Origin of the sequence: Micromonospora sp. RL09-050-HVF-A (assembly GCF_019374995.1) — a bacterium.
GTDB lineage: Bacteria > Actinomycetota > Actinomycetes > Mycobacteriales > Micromonosporaceae > Micromonospora > Micromonospora antibiotica.
The window spans coordinates 5496654-5521541 of the sequence record NZ_JAGKQP010000002.1 but is presented as its reverse complement, the minus strand read 5'-3'; the positions used below and the strand labels follow the sequence as shown (position 1 = coordinate 5521541).

Annotated in this window: 25 protein-coding genes; 11 read left to right on the top strand and 14 right to left on the bottom strand. The window is 71.9% G+C overall.

The window, feature by feature from the left end; genetic code table 11:
* Together J7462_RS24580 and J7462_RS24575 are read left to right on the top strand one after the other, a co-directional pair.
* Entirely contained in the window at positions 1-1404 is a 1404-nt protein-coding gene (locus J7462_RS24580; protein ID WP_219467128.1) for an EamA family transporter, read from the top strand.
* A gap of 1 nt (position 1405) precedes the next feature.
* Positions 1406-2320, top strand: coding sequence for a PLP-dependent cysteine synthase family protein (locus J7462_RS24575; protein WP_219467126.1), 915 nt, complete (start codon positions 1406-1408; stop codon positions 2318-2320).
* 87 nt (positions 2321-2407) lie between these two features.
* On the opposite strand, the gene J7462_RS24570 is transcribed toward J7462_RS24575, so the two are convergent.
* Both J7462_RS24570 and J7462_RS24565 read right to left on the bottom strand, forming a co-directional pair.
* Positions 2408-3253: a hypothetical protein gene (locus J7462_RS24570; protein WP_219467125.1), complete on the bottom strand. Its 846-nt coding sequence runs from the start codon at positions 3251-3253 to the stop codon at positions 2408-2410.
* A gap of 287 nt (positions 3254-3540) precedes the next feature.
* Positions 3541-4251 carry a DUF4245 domain-containing protein gene (locus tag J7462_RS24565; RefSeq protein WP_219467123.1) on the bottom strand — a complete coding sequence of 237 codons (711 nt, stop codon included), beginning with the start codon at positions 4249-4251 and terminating at the stop codon, positions 3541-3543.
* A gap of 158 nt (positions 4252-4409) precedes the next feature.
* On the opposite strand from J7462_RS24565, the gene glpX reads away from it, so the two are divergent.
* Positions 4410-5441: a class II fructose-bisphosphatase gene (gene glpX, locus J7462_RS24560; RefSeq protein WP_208568569.1), complete on the top strand. Its 1032-nt coding sequence runs from the start codon at positions 4410-4412 to the stop codon at positions 5439-5441.
* On the top strand, positions 5438-6409 hold the full coding sequence (locus tag J7462_RS24555; protein WP_219467119.1) for a DMT family transporter: 972 nt from the start codon (positions 5438-5440) through the stop codon (positions 6407-6409). Before glpX ends, J7462_RS24555 begins: the two co-directional genes overlap by 4 nt.
* A 75-nt stretch (positions 6410-6484) precedes the next feature.
* Here the strand turns inward: J7462_RS24555 and J7462_RS24550 are convergent, their stop codons facing one another.
* On the bottom strand, positions 6485-7438 hold the full coding sequence (locus tag J7462_RS24550) for an NAD-dependent epimerase/dehydratase family protein (RefSeq protein WP_219467117.1): 954 nt from the start codon (positions 7436-7438) through the stop codon (positions 6485-6487).
* A 141-nt stretch (positions 7439-7579) separates the two neighbouring features.
* Between J7462_RS24550 and J7462_RS24545 the strand changes: the two genes are divergently transcribed.
* Entirely contained in the window at positions 7580-8266 is a 687-nt protein-coding gene (locus J7462_RS24545) for a TetR/AcrR family transcriptional regulator (RefSeq protein WP_219467115.1), read from the top strand.
* Between the two features lie 130 nt (positions 8267-8396).
* Here the strand turns inward: J7462_RS24545 and J7462_RS24540 are convergent, their stop codons facing one another.
* The 6 genes from J7462_RS24540 to J7462_RS24515 form a co-directional block, all read right to left on the bottom strand.
* Positions 8397-9365, bottom strand: coding sequence for an NAD(P)/FAD-dependent oxidoreductase (locus J7462_RS24540; protein WP_208568573.1), 969 nt, complete (start codon positions 9363-9365; stop codon positions 8397-8399).
* A 133-nt stretch (positions 9366-9498) separates the two neighbouring features.
* A complete protein-coding gene (locus J7462_RS24535) occupies positions 9499-10152 on the bottom strand; it encodes a rhomboid family intramembrane serine protease (RefSeq protein WP_208568574.1) in 654 nt (217 codons plus the stop codon).
* A gap of 111 nt (positions 10153-10263) precedes the next feature.
* Positions 10264-10962: a transglycosylase SLT domain-containing protein gene (locus J7462_RS24530; protein ID WP_208568575.1), complete on the bottom strand. Its 699-nt coding sequence runs from the start codon at positions 10960-10962 to the stop codon at positions 10264-10266.
* Positions 10963-11249: 287 nt separating this feature from the next.
* The gene (locus tag J7462_RS24525; RefSeq protein ID WP_219467112.1) at positions 11250-12665 is read right to left on the bottom strand and encodes a PhoH family protein; all 1416 of its coding nucleotides are present in this window, start codon (positions 12663-12665) and stop codon (positions 11250-11252) included.
* A 369-nt stretch (positions 12666-13034) separates the two neighbouring features.
* Positions 13035-13439, bottom strand: a complete 405-nt coding sequence (locus J7462_RS24520; protein WP_219467110.1) for a hypothetical protein — start codon at positions 13437-13439, stop codon at positions 13035-13037.
* Between the two features lie 31 nt (positions 13440-13470).
* Positions 13471-13815 (bottom strand): hypothetical protein, encoded by a 345-nt coding sequence (locus tag J7462_RS24515; RefSeq protein WP_208568578.1) that lies wholly within the window; start codon positions 13813-13815, stop codon positions 13471-13473.
* 265 nt (positions 13816-14080) lie between these two features.
* On the opposite strand from J7462_RS24515, the gene J7462_RS24510 reads away from it, so the two are divergent.
* From J7462_RS24510 to otsB, 3 genes are all read left to right on the top strand, one after another.
* The gene (locus J7462_RS24510; RefSeq protein WP_208568579.1) at positions 14081-14521 is read left to right on the top strand and encodes an XRE family transcriptional regulator; all 441 of its coding nucleotides are present in this window, start codon (positions 14081-14083) and stop codon (positions 14519-14521) included.
* 162 nt (positions 14522-14683) lie between these two features.
* Positions 14684-15037 carry a hypothetical protein gene (locus tag J7462_RS24505; protein WP_219467108.1) on the top strand — a complete coding sequence of 118 codons (354 nt, stop codon included), beginning with the start codon at positions 14684-14686 and terminating at the stop codon, positions 15035-15037.
* Positions 15038-15126: 89 nt separating this feature from the next.
* Positions 15127-15951, top strand: a complete 825-nt coding sequence (gene otsB / locus J7462_RS24500) for a trehalose-phosphatase (RefSeq protein ID WP_208568581.1) — start codon at positions 15127-15129, stop codon at positions 15949-15951.
* A 62-nt stretch (positions 15952-16013) separates the two neighbouring features.
* Here the strand turns inward: otsB and J7462_RS24495 are convergent, their stop codons facing one another.
* The 3 genes from J7462_RS24495 to J7462_RS24485 form a co-directional block, all read right to left on the bottom strand.
* A complete protein-coding gene (locus tag J7462_RS24495; RefSeq protein ID WP_208568582.1) occupies positions 16014-16784 on the bottom strand; it encodes an isoprenyl transferase in 771 nt (256 codons plus the stop codon).
* 113 nt (positions 16785-16897) lie between these two features.
* On the bottom strand, positions 16898-17758 hold the full coding sequence (locus J7462_RS24490) for a hypothetical protein (RefSeq protein WP_219467105.1): 861 nt from the start codon (positions 17756-17758) through the stop codon (positions 16898-16900).
* Between the two features lie 78 nt (positions 17759-17836).
* Complete coding sequence (locus J7462_RS24485; protein WP_219467102.1) at positions 17837-19678, bottom strand: phosphoenolpyruvate carboxykinase (GTP); 1842 nt, start codon at positions 19676-19678, stop codon at positions 17837-17839.
* A 369-nt stretch (positions 19679-20047) separates the two neighbouring features.
* Between J7462_RS24485 and J7462_RS24480 the strand changes: the two genes are divergently transcribed.
* Both J7462_RS24480 and J7462_RS24475 read left to right on the top strand, forming a co-directional pair.
* Entirely contained in the window at positions 20048-20587 is a 540-nt protein-coding gene (locus J7462_RS24480; protein ID WP_208568665.1) for a GtrA family protein, read from the top strand.
* 62 nt (positions 20588-20649) lie between these two features.
* Entirely contained in the window at positions 20650-21411 is a 762-nt protein-coding gene (locus tag J7462_RS24475; protein ID WP_219470669.1) for a GtrA family protein, read from the top strand.
* 71 nt (positions 21412-21482) lie between these two features.
* Here the strand turns inward: J7462_RS24475 and J7462_RS24470 are convergent, their stop codons facing one another.
* Positions 21483-22055 carry a PH domain-containing protein gene (locus J7462_RS24470; protein ID WP_208568586.1) on the bottom strand — a complete coding sequence of 191 codons (573 nt, stop codon included), beginning with the start codon at positions 22053-22055 and terminating at the stop codon, positions 21483-21485.
* Positions 22056-22171: 116 nt separating this feature from the next.
* Complete coding sequence (locus J7462_RS24465; protein WP_219467098.1) at positions 22172-23047, bottom strand: biotin--[acetyl-CoA-carboxylase] ligase; 876 nt, start codon at positions 23045-23047, stop codon at positions 22172-22174.
* Positions 23048-23158: 111 nt separating this feature from the next.
* Here J7462_RS24465 and J7462_RS24460 point away from each other — a divergent pair, with 111 nt between their 5' ends.
* Positions 23159-24739 (top strand): acyl-CoA carboxylase subunit beta, encoded by a 1581-nt coding sequence (locus J7462_RS24460; protein ID WP_219467094.1) that lies wholly within the window; start codon positions 23159-23161, stop codon positions 24737-24739.
* Positions 24740-24888: the final 149 nt, after the last annotated feature.

Below are 24888 nucleotides of genomic sequence, written 5' to 3'. Positions count from 1 at the left end.
ATGACGAACGACACCGGCCGGCGTGCCGGCCGCTGGCAGCTCGGGCTGCTCTATCTGCTGGTGTGCCTGATCTGGGGCACCACCTGGTACGGCATGAAGATGAGTGTGGAGACCCTGCCCCCGATCACCGCGGCCGGGCTGCGCTTCCTGGTGGCCTTCCCGTTCCTGCTCGCCGTCTGTCTCGCCACACCCGGGGTGTCGTTGCTGCCGCCGCCGGGGCGACGCTGGGTGGTGCCGTTCATCGCGGTGGTCTACGTCGCCGTCCCGTACGCCCTGATCAACTACGGTGAGCAGCACATCAGCTCCGGCCTGGCCGCGTTGATCTTCTCGTCGGTCGTGGTCTTCCTGCTGCTGTTCTCCGTGCTGATCTCACGGATCTCGGTGAGCTGGATGCAGTGGGCCGGCGTGGTGGTCGGCCTCGGCTGCCTGGTCGGCATCGTCCAGCTGACCGCCGGGATCAGCGCCCGGGGCGTCCTCGCGCCGGCCGCCGTGCTCCTGGCCGCGGTTATGCACGCCCTGACGTACGCGGTGATGGCCCGCTACGGCGGCACGGTGCACGTGCTCACCCAGGAGACCCTCCCGATCGGGCTCGGCGCGCTGGGCTTGGTGGTCCTCGGCGTGACCGTCGAGCAGCCCGACCTCGGCGCGGTCTCCGGCCGGTCCCTCACCGGCGTGCTCTATCTCGGGCTGGTCGGTTCGGTGATCGGCTTCGCCGCCTACTTCTACCTGCTCCAGCACGTCGACGCGGTGCTGGTGTCGTACGTCTTCGTGCTCTTCCCGGTGGTGGCGCTGTTCGGCTCGGCGGTGCTGGAGAACTCGGCGCTGCCGGCCCTGGCGGTGGTCCTGGCGGTGGTCATGCTCGCCGCGTTCGGTCTGACCAAGAAGGCGACCGGGGGCGGGTCGGCGGCGACGCCCGCACCGGTGCCCGTGGACGACGGGGCGACGCTCGACGAGTCCACCCTCGACGCGGTCTACGAGCACGCGCGGACCGCCTACCCCGGGGAGGCGTGCGGGTTCGTGCACGCCAGTGGACGGGTGCACGAGGCGCGCAACATGGCCGACGAGATGCACCGGCAGGACCCGGTCCGGTTCCCCCGCACCGCCACCACCGGTTACGTGCTGGCCCCCGCCGACCTGATCTATCTGGAGGACAACCTCGACGGGGACGACCCGGTGGTGGTGCTCTACCACTCGCATCCCAACGGCCGGGCCTACTTCAGTGACGAGGACCGGCGCAACGCGCTTGTCGACGGGGCGCCGCTCTATCCCACGCTTACGCAGTTGGTGGTCGGCATCGACGACACCGGCGTCCGGGAGGCGCGGTTGTTCCGGTGTGTCGAAGGCGACTACACCGAGCTGCGCTTCCTGCCCGGCCCGGACCGGCGTACGGCGGAGGTGGGCTGAGATGGGCATTCGTGACTCGATCCTGGACACGGTGGGCGGCACCCCGCTGGTGCGGCTCAGCCGGCTCACCGCCGACCTGCCCGGGGAGATCCTGCTCAAGCTGGAGCTGAACAACCCGGGCGGCAGCCACAAGATGCGCATCGCGTTGAACATGATCCGGGCGGCGGAGCGGGACGGCCTGCTCAAGCCGGGCTCCGGGCAGACCATCCTGGAGCCCACCGGGGGCAACACCGGGATGGGGATCGCGATCGCCGCCGCGGTCCTCGGCTACCGGGTGGTGCTGGTCATTCCGGACAACTACAGCGAGTCGAAGCGTCGCCTGCTGGCCAGTTTCGGGGTGGACGTCCGGCTCTCGGACAGCACCCGGGGCAACAACTCGCACGGCGAGCTGGCCACCGAGATCCAGTTCGAGCACCCCGAGTACGTGATGCTCAACCAGGCGGCCAATCCGGCCAACCCGGAGATCCACCGGTTGACCACCGTCCGCGAGATCATCGCCGACCTGGACGGCACCCGGGTGGACACCTACGTGGCCGGCATCGGCACCGGCGGTCACCTGACCGGCATCGGTGAGGTGCTCCGGCAGCACCAGGGCGGGCTGCGCATCCTCGGCGTGCAGCCGGAGGGCTGCGACATGTTCGCCGACGTGTTCGTCCCGCACCGCATCCAGGGGCTGTCCATCGGCATGATCCCGCCGGTGCTCAACACCGAGATCATCGACGAGATGGTCACGGTGAGCGAGGCGGACGCCATCGACGGGATGCGTCGGCTGATGGAGTGCGAGGGCATCGGCGCGGGGCCGTCGACCGGGGCGAACATCGCCGCGTGCCGCCGGCTGCTGGCCGCCTCGGACGAGCCGCTGACCCTGCTGACGGTGGCCTACGACCGGGTCAACGACTACCTGGAACTGCTCTGAACCGGGGCTGACCGCACCACCGGGTGCTGAGGCGGACACGCCGACGGCGGGGTGGCCCCGGGGCCACCCCGCCGTCGGTACACACGCTCAGCTGAACAGGTTGTACAGCTCCTGCGGTGCCTCGACCACCTGGTCGGCGGCGGGCTTCTGGGCGGCGGTGGCGTTGCCGTAGTCGGAGTAGGTGATCTTGATGTCCTGCGCGGCGACCTGGCCGGCGGCCGGGATCTGCACCACCAGCTCGCTGAGCCGGCCCTGCGGGTCCAGCTTCGCGGTGAACGGCACCGACTGCGCCTGGGCGCCCAACGCGGTGATCACCGTCTGGTCGACGGAACCGGCCTCGGCGGCCTTCGACACGTCCAGGGTGCCGGCGTAGGCGCCCTCGCCGGTCTGCCGGACCTCGGTGATGCCCTGGGTCAGCACGGCGCTGCCGGCCGGGTCGACCTTCTCGAAGTCGAAGCCGAGCGACTTGTTGCCCTTGATCCGGGTCTGGTCGAGGTGCTGGTACTTGCCGAGGCTGAGCTTCTGCGCGCCGGGGATGCTGCTGGCGGACTTGCCGCCCAGGTCCAGCTTCACCCAGCTGTCCGGCTTGGCGTGGATCAGGTCCAGGTTCATCATCAGGTCCGAGGACGCGTCACCGATGCTCAGCTTCATCTGGGCGCTCTGGCTGGGCTGGTGCACCTGCCCCTCGGCGGTGGAGCCCACCCCGGTCATGGTGAACCGGAAATTGCCGTTGCGGATCTCGTTGGTGGAGTTCAGCAGGGCCTGCTTGGCCTCGGAGGTGCCCGGCGAGGCGCTGCCCGAGGCGGCGCCGCCGGAGACCGTCGGGGATGCGGAGGCCCCCGCCTCGCCGCTCCCGGCGTTGTTGCAGGCGGCCAGGCCGGGGGTGAGCAGCGCTGCGGCGAAGACCGCCGCGCTGAAACGTCGAATGGTCACGTCAGGCTCTCCAGTCGGGTCGTCCGACCCCCGGCGGGCGTCGGGGGCGTGGCGTCGCGGGCGTGACGCTTCCCGCGTGGCGCGCGATCCCCGCCCGGTCGCGCCGGACCCCGGGGGTCGCGTCCCTTCTGTTCCCGCGCGTCGCCTTCCGCAATCCACCCGCCCGCAACTGCCGCGGACTTCCTGACCGACGCCGCTTGGCCCGACCACGATCAGCACCGCGTCGACCGTCCGCAGGACCGCGCCGACCGTCCGCAGCACCGCGCCGACCAGGGTCACGCGGCCGGTCAGCGTAGTGCGCCGGCCAGTTCGCGCAGCTCGTTGTCCCGGGCGTCGCCGACCACGATCACCGTACGGCCCGGTTCGAGCAGCACCAGGGCCTGCTCGTTGCCCCGCCCGGTGTACCGCTGCCAGTTCGCCCCGCCCAGGTCGGCCGGCCCCTGCGGCTGCCCCTCGGCGGTCAGCTCGGCGGGCAGCAACCGCTCCGGCGGCACGTTGCTCTGCACCAGTTGGGCGCCCCGCCCCTCCGGGGTGAGATAGCCCACCCGCAGGTTCGCCCCGTCGTCCACGGTGCGGAAGCTCGCGCTGACCGTACGCCAGCCGGAGCCCAGCCCGGACGGCTCGGTGACGGGGAAGACGTTCGCGGCGCGGGCCTGCTCGTAGGCGGGGGCGGCGTCGACGGTGGTGGGCTGCTCGCCACCGAGGAAGCCCCGGTAGAAGGCGAGTAGCAGGGCGATCGGCACCAGCAGCACCAGCAGCGACAACGCCATGTCCTTCGGCGAGCGCTCGGAGCGGGACTTCTCCGCCCGGCCGGAGCGGACCGGCACCGGCTCGCCCGCCCGGTCGTCCGCCGCCGCGACCAGCGCCGGTTCGGCGGCGGGGGCGGGCCCGGCGGGGGCGGCACCGGTCACCGGCCCGTCACCCGGGGGCAGCGGCGGCTGGCCGTCCGGCGGGGTCGGATCGGCGGGTACGCGGTCGGCAGGCTGTGCGGGCTCCACCGGCCCATTCTGGCAGCCGCCCGGTGGGGCGATCCCGCCCACCATCGCCCCGCCCCGCCGCCGGACCTGGCATCGTGTGAGGATCAGCGACAAAGCTGGCAGTGGCGAGCGCAGCCCCTGCCGGTCCACCCCGCACCGTCGCGAGGAGGAAAGCCGCCATGACGAACACCAGGACGCGGGTCCCACAGGATCTCGACCGCAACCTCGCCCTCGACCTGGTCCGGGTCACCGAGGCCGCGGCGATGGCCGCCGGTCGGTGGGTCGGCCGGGGCGACAAGGAGGGCGGCGACGGGGCAGCCGTCGACGCGATGCGTAAGCTGATCAACTCGATCCAGATGCGCGGCGTCGTGGTGATCGGCGAGGGCGAGAAGGACAACGCCCCGATGCTGTTCAACGGCGAGCAGGTGGGTGACGGCACCGGCCCCGAGGTGGACGTGGCGGTGGACCCGGTCGACGGCACCACGCTGATGAGCAAGGGCATGCCCAACGCGCTCGCGGTGCTGGCCGTCTCGGAGCGGGGGGCGATGTTCGACCCGAGCGCCGTGTTCTACATGGAGAAGCTGGCCGTCGGCCCGGAGTACGCCGACGTGGTCGACATCGAGGCCGGGCCGGCGGAGAACATCCGACGGATCGCCAAGGTCAAGGGCACCGACGTCGCCGAGGTCACCGTCTGCGTGCTGGACCGTCCCCGGCACGCGGACCTGGTGGACGAGATCCGGCGGACCGGGGCGGGCATCCGGTTCATCTCCGACGGCGACATCGCCGGGTCGATCGCCGCCGCCCGGGGCGAGTCGGGCGTCGACGTGCTGATGGGCGTCGGCGGCACCCCGGAGGGGATCATCTCCGCGTGCGCGCTCAAGTGCATGGGTGGGGCGATGCAGGCCAAGCTCTGGCCGCAGGACGCACAGGAGCGGGAGAAAGCGCTCGCCGCCGGGCACGACCTGGACCGGGTGCTGGGCACCGACGACCTGGTCACCGGGGACAACTGCTTCTTCGTGGCGACCGGGGTCACCTCCGGTGACCTGCTGCGCGGGGTGCGGTACCAGGCCGGTGGGGCGTACACCCAGTCGATCGTGATGCGGTCCAAGAGCGGCACGATCCGGGTGATCGACTCGTACCACCGGTTGGAGAAGCTGGCCCTCTACTCGGCGGTGGACTTCGACGGCAGGCCCCTGGCAGAGCAGGAGTGACCGCGACCGGCACGGCGGTTCCCGCCGTCCTGCCCACCTCCCGCCGGATCGCCGGGATCGGGCTGGCGACCGCCGCCGGGGTCGGGGTGGCCGTCCAGTCCCGGATCAACGGCGAGCTGGGCGTACGCCTGGCCGACGGGATCGCCGCGGCGGTGGTCTCCTTCGGTCTCGGCCTGGTGGTGCTGCTGGTGCTGGTCCCCGCGCTGCCCGGTGGGCGACGCGGGCTGGCCGACCTGCGTGCCGCGCTGCGCTCCGGCACGTTGCGCCCCTGGCAGATGCTGGGCGGGGTGTGCGGGGCGTTCCTGGTCGCCACCCAGGGCCTCACCATCGGCGTGCTCGGCGTGGCGGTCTTCACGGTGGCGGTGGTCGCCGGGCAGTCGGCCAGCAGCCTGGCCGTGGACCGGGCGGGTATCGGGCCGGGTGGGCGTCAGCCGGTGACCGTGGCCCGGTTGGCCGGCGCGGTGCTGACCGTGCTGGCCGTCCTGCTGGCGGTCGGTGACCGGCTGGGTAACCCGGGCACCCTGGCGCTGGCTCTGCTGCCCCTGCTGGCCGGGTTGGGCCTGGCCTGGCAGCAGGCGGTCAACGGCCTGGTCCGCGCGGCCGCGGGCAGCGCGCTGACCGCCACCGGAGTCAACTTCGCCGTCGGTACGGCGGCCCTGCTGGTCGCCTTCGGCGTGGACGTGGCCATCCGGGGTGGCCCCGCCGGCCGGTTGCCGACCGAGCCGTGGCTCTATCTGGGTGGCCCGATCGGCATCGTCTTCATCGCGGTCGCGGCGGCACTCGTCCGGTTCACCGGGGTGCTGCTGCTGGGGCTCGCCACCATCGCCGGTCAGGTCGTCGGGGCCGTCGTCCTGGACGTGGTGCTCCCGACGGCGGCGTCGCACCCGGGCCCGGCCACCCTGGCGGGCGCGGCACTCACCCTGGTCGCGGTGCTGGTCGCGGCGCTCGGCCCGGTGCACCGTCGCTGACCTGCGCACCGGACCTGCCGTCGGGCGGGCCGTCGGCCGGTCGAGCGTCCGCGCGGCCCGACCGTCGGGCGGCGGTCAGTGCGCCCCGCCCGCCGGGGTGGGCGTCCGGATGGTGGCGGCGAGGATCCGGACGGTGTCGGCCAGCGCCTCGTCCAGCGGGGTCGGCGTGATGCCCAGGGTTTCGGTGGCCCGGGTCGAGTCCAGCACGAAGGGCCGGGCGAACTGGTGTGCGGTCTCCCGCAGCTCGCGGGCGAACGGGTCGTTCAGGCCACCGAGCCAGAGCAACGGGTAGGGCATCCGGACCAGCCTCGGCGCCGGGGCGCCGGCCAGTTGCGCCACCCGTCCGGCCAGCTCGCGGGCGCTGACGGCCGGGTTGCTCGGCACGTGCCAGGCCCGTCCCCAGGCCCGCTCGTCGGTGGCGGCGGCGACCAGGGTGCGCACCACGTCCCCGACGTACGTCCAGCTGTGCGGGGCGTCCCAGTTCACCGGCAGGAAGACCCGTTGCCCGGCGAGCACCTTCGGCAGCACCAACGGCAGCAGGGAGTTGCCTTCGGCACCGAGGTAGTCCGAGCCGCGCACCTCGGTGATCCGGGCCCGGCCGGCGTGGTGGGCGGCGAGCGCCTCGGTCCACATCCGGTTGCGGACCTGCCCCTTGGTGCCGGTGGCGGCGAGCGGGGTGTCCTCGGTCATCGGCGCGTCGACCGGGCCGTAGCCGTAGAGGCAGCCGACGGTGGCGAGCACCGCGCCGGTGCGCTCGGCGGTGGTGAGCAGTGCGCCGGCCAGCGGCGGCCAGTCGGTGGCCCACCGGTGGTAGGCGGGGTTGGCGCAGTTGTAGAGCGCGACCGCCCCGCCGGTGAGGGCGGTCAGCCGGTCGGTGTCGGCGGCGTCGGCGGCGATCCGCTCGATGGCCGGGTCGACGGGGCCGGTGCCCCGTCGGGTGACGAGCCGGACCTGCTCGCCCCGCTCGGCGAGGTGGCGGGCGGCGGCGGTGCCGACCGGACCGGCGCCGACGATCACGTGCAGTGACATGGGAGAACCCTTCAGAGCGGAAGGCTGGATAGAGAGCAGTGCTCTCGTTGAACCGTGTTCAGCATGTCCGACCAGCCGCCCCCCGTCAAGAGCAGTGCTCTCTATTTTGATTGCCGCTCTGGACCGTGGCAGAGTGGAGCCATGCCGGCTTCCTCGATCCGCGCCCGGGTCCGCGCCGAGATGATCGACGAGATCAAGGCGACCGCCCGCCGCCACCTCGCCACCGACGGTGCCGACCTCTCCCTACGGGCGGTCGCCCGGGACATGGGCATGGTCTCGTCCGCGATCTACCGCTACTTCCCCAGCCGCGACGACCTGCTCACCGCGCTGATCATCGAGGCGTACCACGCACTCGGCGAAGCAGTGGAGTCCGCCGACGCCGCCGTCGACCGGGCCGACCTGCGCGGACGCTGGCACGCCGCGTGCCGGGCCGCCCGCGCCTGGGCGCTGGCGCACCCCGCCGAGTACGCCCTGCTCTACGGCAGCCCGGTCCCCGGGTACGCCGCCCCGGTCGACACCGTGCTCCCCGCCCAGCGCCCGCCACGGACCCTGATCGGCATCCTCCGCGACGGGGTGGCCGACGGCCGGCTCGCCCCACCCGACGACGACCTGCCCGAACCGGTCCGCTCCGACCTCGCCGAGATCGCCACCGGCCTCTTCCCCGGCCTGCCCGAGGCCCTGCTGGCCCGGGGCATGGCCGGCTGGACCCAGCTCTTCGGGCTGATCAGCTTCGACCTCTTCGGCCGCCTCGGCCCGGCCCTGCCCCACCGGGACGCCTACTTCGACCACCAGACCGCCCTGATGGCCGACCTCGTCGGCCTGCCCTGACCCGGGGCGGGCGAGGGCCGACCGCCACCGCGCCGGACCGCCCGGCACCGGCCTCCCGCAGCGCACCGAACGGCGCAGGTCTCACCTGCAGACCGGCCGGCACCGGCTCGGCCCGGCCGTGGCCGCCGGGTCAGCCGGCGTCGGAGGAGTGGCCGGGGAAGAGATGCGCCGCCGGGTCGATGGCCACGGCGGCGTTGTTGACGGCGGTGGCGGCCTCACCGAAACCGGTGGCGATCAGCCGCACCTTGCCCGGGTACTCGGTGATGTCCCCGGCGGCGAAGACCCGGGGCAGGTTGGTCGCCATCGCGCTGTCCACCACGATGTGCCGCCGGTCCAGCCGCAGCCCCCACTCGGCCAGCGGCCCCAGGTCGGCGGTGAAACCGAGCGCCGCGACCACCGTGTCGACCGGCAGGGTCTCCGCCGCGCCACCCCGTACGGTGATCTCGGCGGCGGTCACCGTGTCGTCGCCGTACAGCCGGGTCACCTCGGCGTTGACGACGACCCGCACCGGCAGGGACAGCACCCGGGCCACCGTGCCGGCGTGCGCCCGGAACCGTTCCCGGCGGTGCACCAGGGTCACCGAACGGGCCAACGGTTGCAGGGTCGCCGCCCAGTCGAACGCGGAGTCACCGCCGCCCACGATCAGCACGTCCCGGTCGGCGAGCGCGGCCGGCTCCGGTACGAAGTAGACGATCCCGCCACCGAGGAAGCTGTCCGCCACCGGCAGCGGACGCGGGGTGAAGCTGCCCAACCCCCCGGTGACCACCACCGCACCGCAGCGCAGCTGCTCGCCGCCGGCCAGGCCCAGCACCGGTCGGCCGTCGAGGTGGGCGAGCTTCTCGGCCCGGGTGCCCAACAGGTATTCCGGGTGGTAGGGCGCGGCCTGAGCGACCAGGTTGGCCACCAGCTCCCGGCCCTTGACGGCGGGGAAACCGGCGACGTCGAGGATCAGTTTCTCCGGGTACATGGCGGTGATCTGCCCGCCCGGCTCGGGCAGCGCGTCGACCACCGCCACCGACAGGCCCCGGAAACCCGCGTAGTACGCGGCGAACAGCCCCGTCGGACCGGCTCCGATCACGGCGACATCGACCTCGCGCATGGGCGTACCGTCGCTTTCCGCTGGCGGGCACACACAGTTGGATCAACGCGTGCTGCTGCCGACGGTAGGCCCGCCACCCCGTCCGGGCAAGCATCTCCCGGCCGTACCGCGTGCCGGGCGGGTCGCGCCCCGCTCAGGACCTCAGCGTGGACTCGACCCGGTACTCCCCGTACGGGTCGTACGGGCGGCGACGCCGGAACAGGATCGCCGCGACCACCCCGCCGAGCAGCCCGAACAGGTGCCCCTGCCAGGAGATCCGCTCGTCGGTGGGCAGGATGCCGAGCAGCTGCCAGCCGTAGAGCAGGCCGACCAGCAGCACCACCCCGAAGTTCCACCAGCTCCGCTCGACGACGCCCCGGGTGAACAGCAGGCCCAGGTAGCCGAAGATCACCCCGCTCGCGCCGACGACCACCGAGTTGGGCGAGCCGGTGAACCAGACGCCGAGGCCGCTGACCAGGATGATGACCAGGGTGGACCAGAGGAACCGGCGGCTACCGGCGGCCAGCACGAAGGTGCCGAGCAGGATCAGCGGGATGCTGTTGCTGTAGAGGTGGTCGAAGCCGTGGTGCAGGAACGGCGAGAAGAACACCCCGTCGAGCCCCTGGATGCGCTGCGGGATGATCCCGGCGGCCACGTCGAGCCCGAAGCCGAGCCCCTGGTCGAGGGCCTCGATGAGGAAGAGGAACGGCACCACCGCGCACATGGCGACGAAGGCCCGGCCGAGCGACGCGTAGAACGCCTCGGTGCCGAACCGGTCGGGGTCGCCGCCCGTCGGGTGCAGGGTCACCCCACCATGGCTATCAGCATTCTTCGCCGACCGCCACCCGGGTCCCGCGCCACCGGGGGTACGACGGCGGGGCGGGTGGTCGCCCACCCGCCCCGCCGTCGTACCCGTCGATCAGTACCAGCCGGAACTCTGGCTCTTGGCCCAGGCCCCGCAGGGGCTGTCGTACCGGCCCTCGATGTAGCCGAGGCCCCACTTGATCTGGGTGACCGGATTGGTCCGCCAGTCGCTGGCGACCGAGCTCATCTTGTTGCCGGGCACGGCCTGCGGGATGCCGTACGCGCCGGACGAGGAGTTGCTGGCCTTGGGGTTCCAGCCGCTCTCCTTGTTCCAGAGCTTGTCCAGGCAGGGCATCTGGTCGATCTTGAAGCCCGCCTGGAGGAGCATCGCGCAACCGGTCTTGCGGTGCCCGCTGTAGGAACTGCACGAGGCCGGGACCGGGCCGGCGAAGGGCTTGATCTTCCCGTCCTCCGACTTGGCCTTGGCCTCGGCCTCATCACGTTCCTTCTTGCGCGACGCCGCCGCGGCCTCGGCGGCCTTGGCCCGCTGGGCGGCCTCCTTGGCCGCTGCGGCGGCCCGCTGCCGCGCCTGGTACTCGGCGGACCGCTGCTTGGCGGACTCCCGCCGGTGGTCGGCCTGCCGGTCACGCTGGTAGTCGTACTCGGCCTGGTCGACCTGGAGGCCGACCTGTGCGGTCAGGCCCTGTTGCTGGGTTTCCCGGTCTTCGCCCAGGTAGAAACCGCCGGCAACGCCCACGGAGAGCAGTGCGACAGCGGCCGTACGGGCACCGAACCGGCTCCACAGCCGACTCACGAAGTATCCCTTCGTCGGGGGCAATGGCGCGGCGCGGACCAGCCCGTGCCGGGCGTGGTCGCACCACGAGCGCCCCGACCTCAGCCGGTCGCCGCCGACGTACCGGCGGGCGGTGGCGGCTCGTCCACGGATGGGACGAACGTTCACCAATGACCCCCACCGGGACGTGGGCGCTCGTGGGACACCATCGCGCACAGTGAGGCTGATGGGAAACCCGGCGCGCGAATTGTGACCTGTGCCACAAAGTGAATGCGGACGATGGGGGGCGACCCCACCCCTCGCAGGACTCAGCCCGGGATGTCCTCCAACAGATCGGTCACCATCGCCGCGATCGGGGAACGCTCGGACCGGTTCAGCGTGACGTGCGCGAAGAGCGGATGTCCCTTCAGCGCCTCGATCACCGCCGTCACCCCGTCGTGCCGGCCCACCCGCAGGTTGTCCCGCTGGGCGACGTCGTGGGTCAGCACCACCCGCGAGCCCTGCCCGATCCGGGACAGCACGGTGAGCAGCACCCCCCGCTCCAGCGACTGCGCCTCGTCGACGATGACGAAGGCGTCGTGCAGGCTCCGGCCCCGGATGTGGGTCAGCGGGAGGACCTCCAGAATGCCCCGGGAGGTGACCTCCTCCAGCACGTTCTCGTGCACCACCGCGCCGAGGGTGTCGAAGACGGCCTGCGCCCAGGGCGACATCTTCTCCGACTCCGAGCCCGGCAGGTAGCCCAACTCCTGACCGCCGACGGCATAGAGCGGGCGGAAGACCACCACCTTCTTGTGCCGGCGGCGTTCCATCACCGCCTCCAGCCCGGCGCAGAGCGCCAACGCCGACTTGCCGGTGCCGGCCCGACCGCCCAGCGACACGATCCCGATCGACTCGTCCAGCAGCAGGTCCAGCGCGATCCGCTGCTCGGCCGACCGCCCGTGCACCCCGAACGCCTCCCGGTCGCCCCGGACCAGCCGGACCGTCTTGTCGGGCAGCACCCGACCCAGGGCCGACCCCCGGGTGGAGTGCAGCACCAGGCCGGTGTGGCAGGACAGCCCGGCGGCGGCGTCCAGGTCGAGGCAGTCCCCGGCGTAGAGCCGGCCGATCTCGTCCTCACCCAGCTCCAGCTCGGCCATCCCCGTCCAGGTCGGATCGCTGGCCTGGCCGTGCCGGTACTCGTCGGCCCGCAGGCCCACCGCGGCGGCCTTGACCCGCAACGGCATGTCCTTGCTGACCAGGGTCACCTCCCGCCCCTCGGCGGCCAGGTTCAGCGCCACCGACAGGATGCGGGCGTCGTTGGACTCGTTGCGGAAGCCCGGGGGGAGGACGCCGCCGTCCGAGTGGTTCAGCTCCACCGTGAGCGTGCCGCCGGACTCGTTGGCGGGCACCGGGCGGTCCAGCCGACCGTGCCGGACCCGCAGCTCGTCGAGCATCCGCAGGGACTGGCGGGCGAACCAACCCAGCTCCGGGTGGTGCCGCTTGCCCTCCAGCTCCGAGATCACCACGAGGGGCAGGACCACCTCGTGCTCGGCGAAGCGGTGGAAGGCCGCCGGGTCGGACAGGAGCACCGACGTGTCCAGGACGAACACCTGGCCGCTTGGTCCGGGCTCCTCGGGGCCGGGCGGAGCAGCGGCCGTCGTACGGCGGCTCCGGGTGGATCGGCGGGTCGTGGCAGTCGCGGCCGGGATCTGGTCGACACCGGCGGGCGTACGGCGAGTCGTCACAGGCCTGCTCCGACGGACGGGCATCCGCCATCCGCGTTCCGCCTCCTCCGGTGCCCGGGGACACGGGGTCGGATGCGGAACCCCGTGCGCGAGGTCGCAGATCCGGGCGGCCGGCTGACCCGGGAAAACCCCGGGTCATGCCTAGACGCTAGCGGCGTCGGGCCGCCTCGGCTAGAGGCAGACGAGGATCCGCCCCCGGTGCGGTGGCCGACGGCGGACCGGCCGGGATGCCAGCCCCCTGCGCGCATCCCGGCCGGTGGAACCGCGTCACCCGTCCGACGCGGTCGACATCGTCGACGACGCCGTGGAGGGTGACGAGCCAACTGCTGGGCCGCGTCCGCCGTGACCGACGAAGGTGGCCCCTGCGGTTCAGCCGGTCCGGCGAACCAGCGTGCCGGTCGGGTGCCGACCGGTGACCGGCCCCGGACGGGCAGCGACCGGCCCCGGCGGGGCGGCCATCGGGGCAGGACGGACGGCGACCGGGCCCGGCGGGGCGGTGAACGAGGAGCCGGCGTAGGTGGTGCCCTGGCGGACCGCCGGGGCGGACGGTCCCGCAGCCGCAGCCGTCCCAGCTGGGACGGCGAGCGCCGAGGCGAGCACCGCCTGGGCGTCACGCCGACGCCGGTTCCAGGCGCCCCGGTCCCCGTCGAAGTAGCCCTGCCGATAGCCGAAGCGGTAGCCGATCCGATAGCTCAGCTGGCCGTGCAACCGACCGGCGGCGTAACTGGTCGCACCCAGCACGAGGACGAGGAACACGGCGAGAAGCGGGCTCATCGGGCGGCTCCGGTGGGCCGCGTCGGCCGGATCACCGGTCCTCCGGCTCGGCCGGGCTCGGATCGACGACCAGCAACCGTTCCAGGTCCTCGGTGCTGACCTCCTCGACCAGCTCCACGCTGATCCGGCAGCCGTCCAGGACGACCTCGGCCATTGAGGACCGTCGGATCTCGCCCCCGGCGTCGTAGACCCGGACGCTCATCTCCGGGCAGCCCAGATGGGTCCGCCAGGCGTTCCACTCGTCCCGGTCGCCGACGCTCAGGGACAGGTAGCGGCAACCGCGGGCCAGGTAGAGCCGCCAGGGTGCGCTGAGTCCTGCGGCGACCCCCTCCGCGATCAGGCCGAACGCCTGGGCGCGGGTCGTGAGTTCGGTCACCGCGCCCCCCTGGCACCGGACGCGTGACGCATGTGAGCAGTGATCGTCTCAAGCACGTGACAAACCGTAGAATGTCCCATGAGCGTGACAGTATCAGCTTTTTGCCCGGTTCCCCCCGACCCGCAACGCAGCTATTATGCCCAGGTAAACACCCATGAAGCGAGGAATCGGCAGGCGTCGGGCCGCACGATGAGTGCGTCTCACATGCGTGACAAAGATCCGCCCCGGGCACCCCGGACGGGCGTTACGGCCGTACCGTCACGGGGTGACCGAGACCGCCCCCGCCCGGAAGATCGCATTCGCCACCTTCGTTCGCCGGGCGCTCGACGACGCCCGGGCCATGCGGGCCTGGACCGGCACCGAGGTCTCCCGCCGCACCGGCGTCTCCCGCCAGACGATCAACCGGTGGGTCCGCGGCGACTGGGCCAGCGACCCGGAGGCCGAACGGGTGGTGGCGTTCTGTGAGGGGCTCGGCCTCAACCCCGCCGCCGCCTTCACCGCCCTCGGCTGGGACCGGGCCGCCGCTCCCCGGGGTGCGGCGAACACCCCTCCGATGGACCCGGACGTCGAGGCGTTGCTGCGCCGGCTGGTCGATCCCGCCGTGTCGGACGCGGAGAAGTTCCACATCCGGGAAACCATTCGTTATCTCGCATACCGCCCTACGCTCCCCCTCGATGTCCGAAATGGAGGCGAGCAGGCCGGGTAGTTCCTCAGATGGCGAAAGAACGCCTGAGCAGACCCGACCGTTTCGCTCCGGGGCCGCAACGGGCACGCTAGCGTCCGTATCCGTACTGCTTGGGCTCGTCGTCGGCGGGGGGACGGGACAAGGCCGAACTCAGCCCTGCGGGACAGAAGGAGGGGTCTGTCCATGACCCTGAAATGGTGGGCAGTCGTGGTCGCGGCAGTCTCCCTGACCGCGTGCGTGACCGCGAACCTGGTGGTCGGCCTGGGCCCCGGCGGGCAGATTCCGCTGGTCGTCAACCTCTTCGCCCTCACCGCCGCCGGCACCGCCGTCGTCCTGGCGGTGGTCGCCGAACTGCACGACCGACTCGACGACCGGGTCAGCGCGCTCACCGACTTCATGGTGGCGCGGCTCAACGAGATCGAGGCCCGCACCGGCGACCGGAACACCGGTTTCGTCGAGGGTTACCTGCTCAACCAGGGCCGGCAGGCCACAGTGGTGCCGTTGGGACGACGCGGCCGGGGAGCCGCCGAGCGCTGAGGCGCACCACGATCAGCCCATCCCGCCGGTGTCAAGAAGCCACTCCGAAGCCACGAATCAGCCACCACCCCCGGGGTACGCTGTCGCGCGTGCCGTCGTTGAATCTGGGTAACCAGCAGCCACCGATTCCGCTGGATGCTGAGCACGCCTGGCGTACCACCGCCGAGCGGGCCGCCGACACCGTCCTCTTCTTCGACTTCGACGGCACCCTCGCGCCGGTCGACGACGATCCCACCGCGGTACGCCCCGCCCCCAAGGTGCTCGCCGCGTTGGAGGCGCTGGCCCCGGTGGTGCAGCGGGTGGCGATCGTCTCCGCCCGCCCCGTCGACTTCCTTCGCGACCACCTCGGTGGCCTCAGCGGGATCGACCTCTACGGCCTCTACGGCCTGGAGCACAGCCACTCCGGCGGCGAGACGGTCACCGAACCCGCCGCGCTGCCCTGGGTGCCCACCATGGCCGAACTGGCCGACCTGGCCCGCGCCGAACTGCCCGCCGGAGCGCTGGTGGAGTTCAAGCGGCTGAGCGTCGCGCTGCACTGGCGTACCGCCCAGCAGCTCGGCCCGACGGTCGAGCAGTGGGGCCGGGCCCAGGCCGAACGGCTCGGGCTGCGGGTGCAGGCGGGCCGGATGGTGCTGGAGCTCAAGCCCCCCGTCGACCGGGACAAGGGGCTGGTCATCGGCGAGGTGGTCCGGGACGCCGGTGGCGCCTGGTACTTCGGCGACGACGTCTCCGACATCAAGGCGTTCGCGGCACTGCGCGCCCGGTCCGCCGCCGACCCCGGTTTCCTCGGCGTCTGCGTGGCGGTGGCCAATCCGGAGACCGGCCGTGAGGTCGCCGAGGCCGCCGACCTCACCATCGACTCGCCCGCCGCGCTGGGCGACTTCCTCACCCGGGCCGTACACCACCTGACCTGACCGCAGCCGCGCGGGCGTTCTCCGGGGGTGCCATGGACGGCCCGCCCGGTCGCGTCGGTGGGTCAGGTGCCGTAGCGGCGTTGCCGGGTGCCGTAGGAGCGCAGGGCGCGGAGGAAGTCGACCCGCCGGAAGTCCGGCCAGTTCAGCTCGCAGAAGTAGAACTCCGAGTGCGCCGACTGCCAGAGCATGAAGCCCGACAGGCGCTGCTCGCCGCTGGTCCGGATGATCAGATCCGGGTCGGGCAGGCCCCGGGTGTAGAGGTGCTCCGAGATGTGGTCCACGTCCAACGAGTTGGCCAGTTCCTCGATGGTGCCGCCCTTGGCGGCGTGCTCCACCAGCAGCGAACGGACCGCGTCGGCGATCTCGCGCCGGCCGCCGTACCCGACGGCGATGTTGACCTGGGCGCCGCCGCTGCGCTCCCGGGTGCGTTCCTCGGCGGCCTTGAGCGCCTGGGCGTGCTGGGTCGGCAGCACGTCGAGCGCGCCGACCATCCGCAGCCGCCAGGGGTTGCCCTCCTCGGCCAGCTCGGTGGTCAGATCCTCGATGATCTGGAGCAGCGGGTCGAGTTCCTCCGCCGGCCTGGACAGGTTGTCGGTGGAGAGCAACCAGAGGGTGACGTGACCCACCCCGGCCGCGTCACACCAGCGCAGCAACTCCTTGATCCGCTCGGCACCCATCCGGTGCCCGTCGTTCGGATCGACGAGGCCCATCTCCCGCGCCCACCGACGATTGCCGTCGCACATCACGCCCACGTGCCGGGGCACCGGCCGACCTGCGAGCCTGGCCGTCAACCGGCGCTCGTAGACGGAGTAGATAAGGTTCCGCAGAGTCATCACCCTGCAGCGTAGCGACCCGCACCGAATATCAGTGCCTCGGTGGGCGCACTACGGGCGTGATCAAGAGAAATACGCCATCCCACCGCCTGCCGCTGACCGAAACCTCTTGATCACCCGGGCGGGCCCTCGGGGGCGGGGGTGGCGCGGTGGAGGGAATAGAGGGTGAGGGAGGCCGCCGCCAGGAGGGGGGCGCCGTCGCGGACCAGGCCGTCCAGGCCGAGGAGCCACCAGCACAGGGGGACGTTGACCGCGAGGACGCCCAGGGTGACCGTCACCAGCAGGCGGCGGGCCCAGGGTCGGCCACGCATCAGGAACGCCGTACAGAACAGCACCAGATAGCTGACCACGATGCCGCCACCGAACCAGAGCAGCACCACCGGTACGGCGGCGAGCCGGCCGTCCAGCACCGCGCCGCCGGCCACCAGGGCGGGCACCAGCATCAGCGGACTGTAGGTGAAGGCGGCCACCCGGGCGGTGAGCAGCCAACCGGTGACCTGGGGGCGTTTCGGGGCGACCTCCCGCCAGGCGATCGTCCCGTCCTCGACCACCAGGCCCCGGCGGTGGCGCACCAGATGCCCGGTGACCGCGTCGCAGCGGTAGAGCAGCACGACCACGGCGACGCAGAGCGCGGTGAGCACGGCGAAGCCGAGCAGGCCGGGCAGCGGCGGCACGCCCTGCCGGGGCACCACCAGCCGGCCGACCGCGAAGACGGTGGTCACGGCGAGGATCAGCCCGAACGGCTTCGCCCCGGCCCGTCCCCGGTTCACCTGCCCGATCAGCACCAGGAAACCCAACGAGCGCAGCATCGCCCAGCCGGTGCGTACCGCGAGGCCGAACTCCTGCTCCGGGGCGTACCACCAGTTGAGCAGCTCGACCACGACGGTGGCGGCGGCGGTCGACGCCAGCAGGACGGTCAACACCCGGACGGCGGACGGCCGCCGGACCTGCGGGGTCACGGCGGCCGTCCTCATGGTTGGTGATGTTGCCCGCAACGGGCCTCCGGCACACCTGTCACCGCTGCGCCGCGACGGAGGCTGCCCGGTGTCTGGTTACCGCGGCTGCTCCGCGTCGAGCCGGGCGCGCAGCGCGTCCAGCTCCGACCACAGGACGGCGGGCAGCTTGTCACCGAACTTCTCGAACCACTCGGTGACCAGCGGCAACTCGTTGCGCCACTCCTCGGGGTCGACCTTCAGGGCGATCCGGACGTCCTCGGGGGTCATGTCGAGCCCCTCGACGTCCAGCGCGTCGGCGGTCGGCACCATGCCGATCGGGGTCTCCACCGCGGCGGCGGTGCCCTCGAGCCGCTCGACGACCCACTTCAGCACGCGCGAGTTCTCGCCGAAGCCGGGCCAGAGGAAGTTGCCCTCGGCGTCCTTGCGGAACCAGTTCACGTAGTAGATCTTCGGCAGCTTGGCGGCGTCCCCGTCGACGCCCTTGCCCATCTCGATCCAGTGGTTGAAGTAGTCACCGGCGTGGTAGCCGATGAACGGCAGCATCGCCATCGGGTCGCGGCGCACCACGCCGACCGCGCCGGACGCGGCGGCGGTGGTCTCCGAGGAGAGCGTCGCCCCCAGGTAGACCCCGTGCACCCAGTCGCGGGCCTCGGTGACCAGCGGGATGGTGTCCCGGCGACGCCCGCCGAACAGGATCGCGTCGATCGGTACCCCGTTGGGGTCGAAGTAGTCGTCGGCCAGGATCGGGCACTGGGTGATCGGGGTGCAGAACCGGCTGTTCGCGTGGGAGGAGAGCTGCTCGCTCTCCGGCGTCCAGTCGTTGCCCTTCCAGTCGGTCAGGTGGGCCGGCGGCTCACCCATGCCCTCCCACCAGATGTCACCGTCGTCGGTGAGGGCGACGTTGGTGAACACGGAGTTGCCCCGGTCCAGCGTGCGCATCGCGTTGGCGTTGGTCTTCCAGTCGGTGCCCGGGGCGACGCCGAACAGGCCGTACTCCGGGTTGACCGCGTAGAGGCGACCGTCGGGGCCGAACCGCATCCAGGCGATGTCGTCGCCGATGGTCTCGACCTTCCAACCGGGGATGGTCGGCTCCAGCATGGCCAGGTTGGTCTTGCCGCAGGCGGACGGGAACGCGCCCGCCACGTGGTAGACCTTCCCCTCCGGCGAGGTGATCTTGAGGATCAGCATGTGCTCGGCGAGCCAGCCCTCGTCCCGCCCCATCACGCTGGCGATCCGCAGCGAGTAGCACTTCTTGCCCAGCAGCGAGTTGCCGCCGTAGCCGGAGCCGTAGGACCAGATCTCCCGGCTCTCCGGGAAGTGCGAGATGTACTTCGTCTCGTTGCACGGCCAGGCCACGTCGGACTGGCCGGGGGCGAGCGGGGCGCCGATGGAGTGCAGCGCGTGCACGAAGTCGGCGTCGTCGCCCATCGCCTCCAGCACGGCGGCACCCATCCGGGTCATGATCCGCATCGAGGCGACCACGTACGGGCTGTCGGTGATCTCGACGCCGAACATCGGGTTCTCGGCCTCGACCGGGCCCATGCAGAACGGGATGACGTACATCGTCCGGCCGCGCATCGCACCCCGGTACAACTCGGTCATCGTCCGCTTCATCTCGGCCGGCGCCATCCAGTTGTTGGTGGGGCCGGCGTCCGCTTCGTCCACCGAGCAGATGAAGGTGCGCTCCTCGACCCGGGCGACGTCCGTGGGGTCGGTGCGGGCGTAGAAGGAGTTCGGCTTCTTTTCCGGGTTGAGCCGGATCAGGGTCCCGCTGTCGACGAGTTCGTCGGTGAGACGCCGCCACTCCTCGTCGGTTCCGTCCACCCAGACCACCCGGTCCGGGGTCGTCAGTTCCGCGATCTCCCGGACCCAGGCGAGCAGCTTGGGGTGGGTCGTGGGGGCCTGATCGATCCCCCGCACAGTAGCCGGAGCAACCATGACTCATCTCCTTGTGGTCGACGCTGACCGATTTATGGGATGCACGAGTCTCGGCGGACGCGGGCCGCGTCGCCTTCGTGGAAACCTGGGATTGGCCTCAGCGTAAACCGGGCGGACCCGCGAGTCAGTGGGACTGGTTGTGAACAACTGCACAAGGTGCCGCCCGGCTGCGGTAACACGAGCTGATACCCGCTTTCACGCGCAGTTTCACGCAAATCCTCAGGCGAACTGCCGGTGACCGCGAGAACGGACGGCCGGCGACGGAGAAACCGGGCGTCCGGGCGGATCGGCGCGCGGCGCGCGACAGGTCGCCGGTGGTGCCCCGTCCGATCAGCCGGCAACCGGTACGCTCGCGAGGTGGCCGCGACGATGACCGGGGACCAACCGGGGACCCCACAGACCCGCCCGGGTCTGGTCCGTTCGCTGCTGGACCGGTTCGGTCACCTCATCCGCGAGTTGAGCAAGTTCGCCACCGTGGGCGGGGTGGCCTTCCTGGTCGACTTCGCGCTGTTCAACTTCCTCACGCTGGCCCGCGGGATGGAGCCGGTGACCGCCCGGGTCATCTCCACGGTGATCGCGGCGACTGTCGCGTTCGTCGGCAACCGGTTCTGGACCTGGCGGCACCGGGTCCGCTCCAACCCGGCCCGCGAGTACGCGCTGTTCTTCTTCTTCAACGCGGTCGGCCTGGGCATCGCGGTGGCCTGCCTGGCGGGCAGCCGCTACGGCCTGGGCAGCATCTGGCCCGACGTCTTCCGCACCCCGTTGGCCGACAACATCGCCAGCTACGTGGTCGGCACCGCGCTCGGCACGCTGTTCCGGTTCTGGTCGTACCGACGGTTCGTCTTCGTCGAAGCGGGAACTCCCCCGCTTCCGGAGGCGACCACCGACGACCCGTCGCCCGGGTCGTGAGCGGTCGCCCTCCCCGTCCAGCCGGAGCCTCCGGCATCGTCCACTGCCCTAAGGTGTTGCGCATGCGTCTTGTCCGTCTGCTGCCCGAGCGCTGGCAGAAGTTCATCCGCGAGGCGCTCAAATTCGGCATCGTCGGGGGCGTCAACACCGTCATCAATTACGCGGTGTTCAATGCCCTGGCACTCACGGTCTTTGTCGACGGTCAACTGAAGGCGACGGTCATCGCCACCATCGTGGCGACTATCACGTCGTATCTGATGAATCGTCACTGGACGTACCGGGATCGTCCCAAATCAGCACTTAAGCGCGAATACGCCCTTTTCTTTCTGTTCAACGGCGCCGGCCTGATCATCGAACTGGGCGTGCTCGCCGCCGCCAAGTACGGCCTGGGGTTCAACAGCCTGCTCGCGCTCAACGTGGCGAAGACCGGCGGCGTACTGCTCGCCACCCTGTTCCGGTTCTGGTCCTACCGGACCTTCGTCTTCCAGCCGGTCCCCCGGCACGCCGAGGAGAGCTGGCACGCCATCAAGCGGGACGAGTGGGACACCATGGCCGAACTGGACCCGGTGGCCGAACTGGCCGAATCGGTCAGCGAGCTGGAGGAGGCCCAGGCCCAGCCGGAACCACGACCCGGCCCGACCACCGGCCCCACGCTCCGACCCGCCGCCGAACCGCCGCGCACCCCCGCGCCGGCCACCGAAACGGTGTTCACACAGGCCCGGGGCGGAAGCAGCGGCGTCGGCCGGACGGCGGCCGGCGGTGACCTGAACGCGAAACTGCCCACCGAGCTGCACGCCGGCACCAACCGCGCGCCACGCGCCTGACCGACCCGGTCCCGCGATCCGACCGGTACGGCCCGGGAACGCCCCGGGGCCGTCGCGCACCCCCGCCCGGGTCAGCCGGTGGTGTCGCGCAGCGGCTTGCCCTCCCGCATGTCGGCCAGGATGTCGCGCATCTCCCCGTCGCCAAGCGTGTGCTTGTCGTGCTGCGCCTCCACCAGCTCGTAGAGGGTGGTCTGCACCCGGTCGACCCGGGGCACGTCGACGAGCACCGACTGCCCCCGCTCGCCGGCCGACTCGATGGTGAGCGTGCCGCACCCCAGCAGCCGTTCGGTGAACCGCTGGGTCATCGAGTGGTCGTTGATCCGGGCCAGCGGCAGGTCCCGCCGGTGCCGGGAGAAGACCCCCTCCTGGAGCAGCACCCGCTCGTTGGTGAACAGGTAGTGCGTGCTGCGCCAGACCAGGAACGGCCACAACCCCAGCCAGAGCACCGCGATCAGGAACAGACCGGCGACCACGGCGAGCACCAGCGCGCCACCGTCGCCGTCGGGCAGCAGGAGCCAGCCCGCCACCACCGCCGCGACACCGATGACCAGCACCAGGACCGGCCGCAGCAGCGCCTTCCAGTGCGGGTGCAGGTGCAGGACGACGTGCTCGTCCTCGGTGAGCACGTCTTCGGGGAACGCCACGGGAACCTCCTAGCCGACAACCGGACGCGCTGACCGTAACCGGTCGACACGACCCGCCGGATCAGCCGGGCGGCCCGCCGTGCACCCCACGCACGAACCGACCGCAGACGGCCCGGTCAGCGCAGGTGCAGCACGTCCCCGGCGGCCAGCCGCCGCTGACCGGCAGCGGTGTCGACCAGCAGGTGCCCGTCGGGATCCACCCCGGTGGCGAGCCCGGTCAACGCGGAACCGTCGGGCAGCAGCACCCGCACCTGCCGGCCCACCGTGGCGCAGGAGACCAGGTACGCCTCCCGCAGGCCGCACGCGTCGGCGTCACCGCCGGCCGCCCGCCACCTGTCGTACCAGTCGGCGAGGCCGCGCAGCAGGGCCCGTAGCAGCGGATCACGGTCGGTCGCGGTGGCCCCGGCCAGTTGCAGCGAGGTGGCCGGCAGGCCGGTGGGGTTCTCCGGCAGTTCGTCGGCGCGCAGCGTCACGTTCAGGCCGATGCCGAGCACGATCGCGGGTGGCTCGGCCGACCCGGCCGCCGGCACCGCCTCGGCCAGGATGCCGGCGCACTTGGCCTCGCCGACCAGCAGGTCGTTGGGCCACTTCAACCCGGCGTCCAGCTCGGCCAGCCGGGACACCGCCTCGACCAGCGCGACACCGGCGAGCAGCGGCAGCCAGCCGTACCCGGTCGGGGGCGCGGGCGGCCAGTCGCGCTCGGTGACGGCCTCTCCGGGCCGCAGCAGGACGCTGGTCGCGAGGCCCGCCCGCGGCGGTGACTGCCAGACCCGACCGCGTCGGCCCCGGCCGGCGGTCTGCCGCTCGGCGACCACGACCAGGCCCTCCGGCTCGCCGGCCCGCGCGGCGTCGGCCACGTCGGCGTTGGTCGAGCCGGTCTCCGACCGCAGGTCCAGCCGCCGCCAGGGGCCCAGCGGCGCGGTCAACGCCCGGGACAGCCGCGCCGCCGACAGCGGCGGTCGATCCAGATCGGTGTACGGCGAACCCGGCATCCCGCCAGCCTACGGGCCGGGGCCGACGCCGCCGCCCGGCCAGCCTCCGCCGGAAGCTACTGAGGCGTACTGCACAGCGGCGTCGGCCTGAACCATCGTTATATTCCCAGGGTGACTACCGAGACCGGGACCAACATCCACAGCACCGCGGGCAAGCTGGCGGACCTGGAGCGACGGGTCGACGAGGCGGTCCACGCGGGCGCGCGCGGGGTGGAGAAGCAGCACGCGCGGGGCAAGAAGACCGCCCGGGAGCGGATCGAGCTGCTGCTCGACGAGGGCTCCTTCGTCGAGCTGGACGAGTTCGCCCGGCACCGGTCCACCAATTTCGGCCTGGACCGCACCCGCCCGTACGGCGACGGGGTGGTCACCGGTTACGGCACCGTGGACGGCCGGCAGGTCTGCGTCTTCGCGCAGGACTTCACCGTCTTCGGCGGCTCCCTCGGCGAGGTCTTCGGCGAAAAGATCGTCAAGGTGATGGACCTGGCCATGAAGATCGGCTGCCCGGTGGTCGGGATCAACGACTCCGGTGGCGCGCGCATCCAGGAGGGCGTCGTCTCGCTCGGCCTCTACGGCGAGATCTTCTTCCGCAACGTACGGGCCAGCGGGGTCATCCCCCAGGTTTCGCTGATCATGGGTCCGTGCGCGGGTGGCGCCGTCTACTCCCCGGCGGTCACCGACTTCACCGTGATGGTCGACCAGACCTCGCACATGTTCATCACCGGCCCGGACGTCATCAAGACGGTCACCGGCGAGGACGTGGCGATGGAGGAGCTGGGTGGCGCGCGTACCCACAACACGCGCAGCGGCAACGCGCACTACCTGGCCACCGACGAGGACGACGCGATCGACTACGTCAAGGCGCTGCTGTCCTACCTGCCGTCGAACAACCTGGACGAACCGGTGGTCCTCGACGCGCCGGCCGACCTCGACGTCACCGACGCCGACCGGGAACTGGACACCCTGGTCCCCGACTCGGCCAACCAGCCGTACGACATGCACCGGGTCGTCGAGCACGTCCTCGACGACGGCGAGTTCCTGGAGGTGCAGCCGCTCTACGCGCAGAACATCGTGGTCGGCTACGGCCGGGTGGAGGGCCGCCCGGTGGGGGTGGTCGCCAACCAGCCGATGCACTTCGCCGGCACCCTCGACATCGCCGCCTCGGAGAAGGCGGCCCGGTTCGTGCGTACCTGCGACGCGTTCAACATCCCGGTGCTGACCTTCGTGGACGTTCCCGGGTTCCTGCCCGGCACCGGCCAGGAGTGGGATGGCATCATCCGCCGGGGCGCGAAGCTGCTCTACGCGTACGCCGAGGCGACCGTGCCGAAGGTCACCGTGATCACCCGCAAGGCGTACGGCGGGGCGTACGACGTGATGGGCTCCAAGCATCTCGGGGCGGACCTGAACTTCGCCTGGCCGACGGCGCAGATCGCGGTGATGGGTGCGCAGGGCGCGGTGAACATCCTCTACCGGCAGGAGCTGGCCGCCGCCGAGGACCCCGCCGCCGTCCGGGCCGAGCGGATCGCCGAGTACGAGGACACCCTGGCCAACCCGTACGTCGCCGCCGAGCGCGGGTACGTCGACGCGGTGATCCCGCCGCACGAGACCCGGACCCAGATCGTCCGGGCGCTGCGGGTGCTGCGGACCAAGCGGGAGACGTTGCCGCCGAAGAAGCACGGCAACATCCCGCTGTAGCCGACCCGGCCCCGGACGTGCCGACGGTGGACCGGGCAGCCGCCCTGGCGCGCACCGGGCAGCAGAGCAGGACCCCCGCCGGGGGCAAGCGAGCCGGTAAGGGCCGGCAGCCCGCAGGCCAGTCAGCAGGGCCGGGGGAACCCGGGCCG